This window comes from Kitasatospora sp. NPDC054795, assembly GCF_053611565.1.
In genome coordinates this window covers 21,082-27,470 of sequence record NZ_JBSHAP010000122.1, presented here as the reverse complement: position 1 = coordinate 27,470, position 6,389 = coordinate 21,082, and the positions used below count along the sequence as shown (strand labels likewise).

General features: G+C 71.3%; 4 protein-coding genes. 3 read left to right on the top strand and 1 reads right to left on the bottom strand.

Annotation, left to right across the window (positions count from 1 at the left end; translation table 11 throughout):
* Nucleotides 1-322 precede the first annotated feature (322 nt).
* Entirely contained in the window at nt 323-3,454 is a 3,132-nt protein-coding gene (ileS, locus tag ACWGJO_RS32905; RefSeq protein ID WP_452189371.1) for an isoleucine--tRNA ligase, read from the bottom strand.
* 660 nt (nt 3,455-4,114) lie between these two features.
* Here ileS and ACWGJO_RS32900 point away from each other — a divergent pair.
* From ACWGJO_RS32900 to ACWGJO_RS32890, 3 genes are all read left to right on the top strand, one after another.
* The gene (locus ACWGJO_RS32900) at nt 4,115-4,579 is read left to right on the top strand and encodes a TraR/DksA family transcriptional regulator (RefSeq protein ID WP_359908365.1); all 465 of its coding nucleotides are present in this window, start codon (nt 4,115-4,117) and stop codon (nt 4,577-4,579) included.
* Nucleotides 4,580-4,820: 241 nt separating this feature from the next.
* A complete protein-coding gene (gene lspA / locus ACWGJO_RS32895) occupies nt 4,821-5,396 on the top strand; it encodes a signal peptidase II (RefSeq protein ID WP_452189369.1) in 576 nt (191 codons plus the stop codon).
* A gap of 53 nt (nt 5,397-5,449) precedes the next feature.
* Nucleotides 5,450-6,388, top strand: coding sequence for an RluA family pseudouridine synthase (locus ACWGJO_RS32890; protein WP_452189367.1), 939 nt, complete (start codon nt 5,450-5,452; stop codon nt 6,386-6,388).
* The last annotated feature ends 1 nt before the right edge of the window (nt 6,389 follow it).

Below are 6,389 nucleotides of genomic sequence, written 5' to 3'. Positions count from 1 at the left end.
CTCCGGGGGCTGGATGATTTTCAGACTGCCGACCCTGTGGGTGGGGCGCTGGGCGTCGTTGGCAGTCTGAAAATCACCCGTCACGCCCCTCTCCGCACCCACCCCCTGCGCCGCCCCCTTCCGCAGCGCGTCCCTCTCGCGGGGAGGGGCACCTTTCGCGCTGGGGGTGGTTCGGGGTGCTCTCGGGGGCGGGGGGTGCTCCTCTCGCTGGGGAGTGAGGGAGGAGGGAGGGGTGGGTGGGCGCTGAACGTGGGTTGGGGCGGGGGAAATGCGGAACCGCCGCCCCGCGGGGAGCCCGGCGGCGGTTCGGGGGTGGTGCGGGTCAGGCCTTGCGGAGCTGGAAGGCGAGGCCGAGGGAGTCGTCCGCGAAGGTCTCGGAGTCCCAGTCGGCCGCACCGGCGGCGAAGTCGGTGGCGAGGACCTCCTCGGCGACGAGGGGGCCGTGCTCGGCGATGGCTTCGGCGGTCTCCTCCGAGGTGGCGCGCCAGCGCAGGACGATGCGGTCGGCGACGTCCAGGCCGGAGTTCTTGCGGGCCTCCTGGATCTGGCGGATGGCGTCGCGGGCGATGCCGAGCCGCTTGAGCTCCGGGGTGATGGCCAGGTCGAGGGCGACGGTGGCGCCGGACTCGTTGGCGACGGCCCAGCCCTCGCGCGGGGTCTCGGTGATGATCACCTCGTCGGGGGAGAGGGTGATCGGTTCACCGTTCAGTTCGACGGAAGTGGTGCCCGAGGCGCGCAGGTCGGCGGCGAGCTGCGCGGCGTTCGCGGCGGCGACCGCCTTGGCGACGTCCTGGACACCCTTGCCGAAACGCTTGCCCAGCGCGCGGAAGTTGGCCTTGGCGGTGGTGTCGACGAGCGAGCCGCCCACTTCGGCGAGGGATTCGAGGGTGGCGACGTTGAGTTCCTCGGCGATCTGCGCGCGCAGGTCGGCGGGCAGCTCCTCCCAGCCCTGGGCGGCGACCAGCGCGCGCGAGAGCGGCTGACGGGTCTTCACACCGGACTCGGCGCGGGTGGCCCGGCCCAGCTCGACCAGGCGGCGGACCAGCGCCATGTGCCGGGAGAGCTCGGTGTCGATCAGCGACTCGTCGGCCTCCGGCCAGGTGGCCAGGTGCACCGAGGCCGGGGCCTCCGGGGCGACCGGGACGACCAGGTCCTGCCAGACCCGCTCGGTGATGAACGGGGTGAGCGGGGCCATCAGGCGGGTGACCGTCTCCAGTGCCTCGTGCAGCGTGGCGAGCGCGGCGGCGTCGCCCTGCCAGAAGCGGCGGCGGCCGCGGCGGACGTACCAGTTGGACAGGTCGTCGACGAAGCCCGACAGCAGCTTGCCGGCGCGCTGGGTGTCGTACGCCTCGTAGGCCGCGTCGACCTCGCGGACCAGGGTGTTCAGCTCGGAGAGCACCCAGCGGTCCAGCTGCGGACGGTCGGCCGGGGCCGGGTCGTTCGCCGAGGGCGCCCAGTTCGAGGTGCGGGCGTACAGGGCCTGGAAGGCGACGGTGTTCCAGTAGGTGAGGAGGGTCTTGCGGACCACCTCCTGGATGGTGCCGTGGCCGACCCGGCGGGCCGACCAGGGCGAGCCGCCGGCCGCCATGAACCAGCGGACGGCGTCGGCGCCGTGCTGGTCCATCAACGGGATCGGCTGGAGGATGTTGCCCAGGTGCTTGGACATCTTGCGGCCGTCCTCGGCCAGGATGTGGCCCAGGCAGACGACGTTCTCGTAGCTGTTCCTGTCGAACACCAGGGTGCCGACCGCCATCAGCGTGTAGAACCAGCCGCGGGTCTGGTCGATCGCCTCGGAGATGAACTGCGCCGGGTAGCGCTTCTCGAACAGCTCCTTGTTCTGGTACGGGTAGCCGTACTGGGCGAAGGGCATCGAGCCCGAGTCGTACCAGGCGTCGATGACCTCGGGCACGCGGGTGGCGGTGCCGCCGCAGCCGCGGCAGGCGAAGGTCACCGCGTCGATGTACGGGCGGTGCGGGTCGAGGCCGCTCTGGTCGGTGCCGGTGAGCTCGGACAGCTCGGCCAGCGAGCCGACGCAGGTGAGGTGGCCCTCCTCGCAGCGCCAGATCGGCAGCGGGGTGCCCCAGTAGCGGTTGCGGCTGAGCGCCCAGTCGATGTTGTTGTTCAGCCAGTCGCCGAAGCGGCCGTGCTTGACCGTGTCCGGGAACCAGTTGGTGGCCTCGTTCTCGCGGATCATCGCGTCCTTGACGGCGGTGGTCCGGATGTACCAGGACGGCTGCGCGTAGTAGAGCAGCGCGGTGTGGCAGCGCCAGCAGTGCGGGTAGCTGTGCTCGTACGGCAGGTGACGGAAGAGCAGGCCGCGCTCCTTGAGGTCCGCGACCAGGGCCTCGTCGGCCTTCTTGAAGAACTGGCCGCCGACCAGCGGGACCTCGGGGGCGAAGGTGCCGTCGCCGAGCACCGGGTTGACCACCGGCAGGCCGTACTTGCGGCAGGTCGCGAGGTCGTCCGCGCCGAAGGCGGGGGACTGGTGGACGATGCCGGTGCCGTCCTCGGTGGTGACGTAGTCGGCGTTGAGGACGTAGTGGGCGTTCTCGATCTCGACCAGGTCGAAGGGGCGGCGGTAGGCCCAGCGCTCCATCTCGGCGCCGTTGAAGGACTCGCCGGTGGTCTCCCAGCCCTCGCCGAGCGCCTTGGCGACCAGCGGCTCGGCGACGACCAGCTGCTCCTCGCCGTCGGTGGCCACCACGTAGGTGACCTCCGGGTGGACGGCGGCGGCGGTGTTGGAGACCAGGGTCCACGGGGTGGTGGTCCACACCAGCAGGGCGGCCCGGCCGGCCAGCGGGCCGCTGGTGAGCGGGAAGCGGACGAAGACCGAGGGGTCGACCACGGTCTCGTAGCCCTGGGCCAGCTCGTGGTCCGACAGGCCGGTGCCGCAGCGCGGGCACCAGGGGGCGACCCGGTGGTCCTGGACCAGCAGGCCCTTGTCGAAGATCTGCTGGAGCGACCACCAGACGGACTGGACGTACGACGGGTCCATCGTCCGGTAGGCCTCGTCGAGGTCGACCCAGTAGCCCATGCGGGTGGTCAGCTCGGCGAAGGCGTCGGTGTGGCGGGTCACCGAATCGCGGCACTTGGCGTTGAACTCGGCGATGCCGTACGCCTCGATGTCCTGCTTGCCGGAGAAGCCCAGCTCCTTCTCGACGGCGAGCTCGACCGGCAGGCCGTGGCAGTCCCAGCCGGCCTTGCGGGCGACGTGGTAGCCCTTCATGGTCCGGAAGCGCGGGAAGACGTCCTTGAAGACGCGGGCCTCGATGTGGTGGGCGCCCGGCATGCCGTTGGCGGTGGGCGGGCCCTCGTAGAACACCCACTCGGGGCGGCCCTCGGACTGCTCCAGGCTGCGCTGGAAGATCTTGTTGTCCTGCCAGAAGGACAGGATCTGGTGCTCCAGGGCAGGCAGATCCACCTGCGCGGGGACGGGGTTGTAGGAGCTGGCCATCGCGGCGTCTACCTCCGGTGGATGCGGGACTGGATCCTCCGGAGGGACGAGACGGCCAGGCCGTCCCGCGGTACCACCCTCCTTGGCCGCGGTGCTGCGTTCGCGGCCCTCTTGTTTGGGCTTGCTGCCGGGTCTAGTGGGCCACCGCGGCATCGCGGCGGCCGTTCTTCCGGCGGCTCCGGGGTGATCTTCCCGTCGTGCACACCCCCGGGCTCGCACCGTCCCCGGGTCGCTGGTGGCTGCGTACGTCGGTACTCGTCCCATCTGCGCCTTGCACGGCCAGTGTATCGGCCGGGCGCGCCGGTTTGTCCAAACCGTTTCCCGGTGGGCGGTCCGGAGCACTCCGGGGGCGCTTCGGGAGCGTTCCGGGGGCGTTCGCCGAGGGAGGTTAGCCGGAGTCGATCTGGGCACAAATCTCTGAGCGCACGGGGCGTGACGGTTGGGACGGCTGCCTGGGTGGGAACGTTATGAGGCGTCGGTATGTCATGTTGTGACCGGTTTTGATCGGGATTATCGTTCCGGCACTGGAAGCCGCCGGGAACCGGCGGCTCGATTCGTTCGTAGATGGGGTCGAAAGCCATGGCTGAGAAGGGAACCGGCGCGGGCACCGCCACCAAGCGGGCACGCAAGGCCGTGGCGGTCGACCCAGGGGAGGGGCCTGTGACCACTACCGCACCGAAGAGCAGCACCGACACCGTCACCGCGCCGCGCGGCGCCGAGTCGGTGGACCCGGCCACGCTGCCGGTCCGGCCCGGCGAGGACCCGTGGACCGCCGAGGAGGTCCACGAGCTGCACGACGAGCTGATCAGCGACCTGGACCGGCTCCGGACCGAGATCGGCGCCGCCGAGGCGGCCATCTCCGGCCTGATGCGCGACTCCAACGACGGAGCCGGCGACGACCAGGTGGACGCCGGTACGAAGAACATCTCGCGGGAGAGCGAGCTGGCGCTGGCCAACAACGCGCGGGACAGCCTGGCCCAGACCGAGCGCGCGCTGGATCGGCTGGAGGGCGTCGGCTTCGGCACCTGCGAGTCCTGCGGGCAGGCCATCGGCAAGGCCCGGATGCAGGCCTTCCCCAGGGCGACGCTCTGCGTGCAGTGCAAGGCCAAGCAGGAACGCCGCTGAACCGGGCGACCGGAGCGCCGCGGGGGGTCGGGCTTGCCGTACGCTCGACCCCGTAACGTCGCCCGAGTAACGTCGCCTGACGCGTTCGTGAACGCGGGCAGGCTGTCACCGGCCCACCACCCTCCCCCTCCTGCGGACCGGGGGAGCTCCATCGGCAGCGGAGCGGATCATCAGCACGCAAGGTTCCCCCCAGACCCGGGACGACGCCGTCCCGTCCCCCGCCGATGCCGTGGAGGTGCCCGTGGCGGAGCCGACCGGGGCGTCCGTGGGCGACGCGGGGACCGAGAAGTCCAAGGGCCGGCGCCGGGTCGGAGTGCTGCTGGTCGTGGCGGTGCTCGCCTTCCTGATCGACCTGGGCAGCAAGCTGCTGGTGGTCGCCCGGCTGGAGAACCACGCGGCGATCAAGGTGATCGGGGACGTGGTCACCTTCCAGGTGATCCGTAACTCGGGCGCGGCCTTCGGGATGGGGCAGGCGCTGACCGTCGTCTTCACGATGATCGCCTCCGCCGTCATCGTGGTGATCTGGCGGATCGCGCGCCGCCTGTACAGCCTGCCCTGGGCGATCGCGCTCGGGCTGCTGCTCGGCGGGGCGCTCGGCAACCTCACCGACCGGCTGTTCCGCGCGCCCGGCGTCTTCCGCGGGCATGTGGTGGACTTCATCTCCGTCCAGCACTTCGCGGTCTTCAACCTCGCGGACTCGGCGATCGTCTGCGGCGGAATCCTGGTCGTGCTGCTCTCCTTCCGGGGCAGCAACCCGGACGGGACGCTCCACCAGCAGGCCGACAAGGCGGAGAAGACGGAGCATGCCGAGAAGTAGCCCCGGCCACCGGCGGGCGGGGGCAGGGCCGCGTTTCCGGCATACTCGTACGGGTGAGTACCGCAGCGCAGATCCGCAGCCTCCCCGTTCCCGACGGCCTGGAGGGCGAGCGCCTCGACGCCGCCCTGGCCCGGATGTTCGGCTTCTCCCGGACCAAGGCCGCCGAGCTGGCCGCCGACGGCAAGGTGACGCTCGACGGCGCCGAGGCCGGCAAGTCGGACCGGGTGACCGCCGGCTCCTGGCTGGAGGTCGAGATCCCGGCCCCGGCCGCGCCCGTGCGGATCGTCGCCGAGGCGGTCGAGGGCATGCGCATCGTCCACGACGACGAGGACATCGTGCTGGTCGACAAGCCGGTCGGCGTTGCCGCGCACCCCAGCCCGGGCTGGACCGGCCCCACCGTGATCGGCGGGCTGGCCGCGGCCGGGTACCGGATCTCCACCTCGGGCGCCGCCGAGCGCCAGGGCATCGTGCACCGGCTGGACGTCGGCACCTCCGGGCTGATGGTGGTCGCCAAGTCCGAGCGCGCCTACACCGACCTCAAGCGGCAGTTCCACGACCGGATCACCGAGAAGCGCTACCACACCCTGGTGCAGGGCCACCCGGACCCGATGAGCGGGACGGTGGACGCGCCGATCGGCCGGCACCCCAGCTCGGACTGGAAGTGGGCCGTCACCCGGGACGGCAAGCCGTCCGTCACCCACTACGACCTGATCGAGGCGTACCGGGCCGCGTCGCTGCTGGCGATCAAGCTGGAGACCGGGCGCACCCACCAGATCCGCGTCCACATGTCCGCGCTGCGGCACCCCTGCGTGGGCGACCTGACGTACGGCGCCGACCCGACGCTGGCCAAGCGGCTGGGTCTGACCCGGCAGTGGCTGCACGCGGTGTCGCTCGGCTTCGAGCACCCGGCGGACGGGCAGTGGGTCGAGTTCTCCAGCGAGTACCCGGAGGACCTCAGGAAGTCGCTGGACATCATCGCGGCGGAGAGCTGAG